3 protein-coding genes are annotated in these 965 nt (G+C 29.7%); all 3 read left to right on the top strand.

Annotated elements, in window-relative coordinates:
* The first annotated feature begins 172 nt into the window (after window positions 1–172).
* Window positions 173–403, top strand: coding sequence for a hypothetical protein (locus AMN84_RS03590; RefSeq protein ID WP_075483459.1), 231 nt, complete (start codon window positions 173–175; stop codon window positions 401–403).
* A 2-nt stretch (window positions 404–405) separates the two neighbouring features.
* On the top strand, window positions 406–744 hold the full coding sequence (locus tag AMN84_RS03585) for a hypothetical protein (RefSeq protein WP_075483457.1): 339 nt from the start codon (window positions 406–408) through the stop codon (window positions 742–744).
* The coding region (locus AMN84_RS03580; protein ID WP_143755540.1) for a hypothetical protein at window positions 732–965 on the top strand (234 nt) is incomplete at its 3' end. The genes AMN84_RS03585 and AMN84_RS03580, both read left to right, overlap by 13 nt.

The raw sequence follows: 965 nt of genomic DNA, 5'->3' as shown, positions 1-965 counted from the left end.
TTCATGTATTGATAGGCAAAAGATATGCTACTGAAGCTGAGATAAATGAGGTTATAGAAGAAATATTAATTATTTGTCCTTTAAGTGAAGCTGAGAGTAAAGAAGTTATTGAACTAATATATCCTGTTTTTATTCAAAAATAATATTTAAAATTAAGGAGGATGTTGTAATTATGTACGTTGACAATGATATGGATTTTTTAAGAGAGCGTTCTGAATATGTTAAAGAAGCTCAAGATCTTTTTTTGGCAATTAGCATAGAAGCATACAAAAGTAAACGTTTAAAGAGAATTTTTATGGCTTCTGTAAAGCAGGGTTTACGTTTTGAAGAAAGATTTGAAAGTATTATTAAGAAATATGATATTAAACCATCTGAGTTTTTACCAATAACAGAGGAGGAATAATTATGTTTGACAATGATGTTTATGATTATATGTTAGAGGACCCTAATGAGTATGAGGTAGCTTATTATTGCGTTAGCTGCGGGTCAGAAATTCAAGTGGGTGAGGAATGCTTTAATTTTGCTGGAAACGCATTTTGCGAAGATTGTTATAAAAAAACAAGTATGTCTGTTGATGAGGATATAGATGATGGCGTAAATGTTTTATATTGCCATTGCTATAACTGCGGTGAGGATATTTATGTAGGTGATGATGCTGTAGTTTTAACTGAAAATAGAACTTTTTGTTTAAAATGTTATGATGAAATTTTTAAAGAAATGGCGGAAGAACCATGTCCTTTTTAAGAGATATAGATATTAAATTAAGTTATAGGGAACAACTGTTGGAAGAAATAAAAATGCTAAAGGAAGAGGTAGAAGAAATTGATAATGAAATTAAAGAATCACTTTGTGATGATGAAGGGCTTATTACAGCTAATTACGAGGTTATTTACCGAACTCAAAGTAAGTATATCATAGATGTGGATAGACTAAAAGAAGAGTGTTTATATGATAGTTTTTTGAAA

The organism is Candidatus Pelagibacter communis (assembly GCF_001180105.1).
Classification (GTDB): Bacteria; Pseudomonadota; Alphaproteobacteria; order Pelagibacterales; family Pelagibacteraceae; genus Pelagibacter; species Pelagibacter ubique_K.
Note: the sequence above shows the minus strand (reverse complement) of the source record. Positions and strands in the feature narration are given on the sequence as shown.

What these genes read in the sequence shown, in the direction of transcription:
- AMN84_RS03590 (WP_075483459.1), top strand. Translation starts at nt 173, where the DNA reads ATGTACGTTGACAATGATATGGATTTTTTAAGAGAGCGTTCTGAATAT.
- AMN84_RS03585 (WP_075483457.1), top strand. Translation starts at nt 406, where the DNA reads ATGTTTGACAATGATGTTTATGATTATATGTTAGAGGACCCTAATGAG.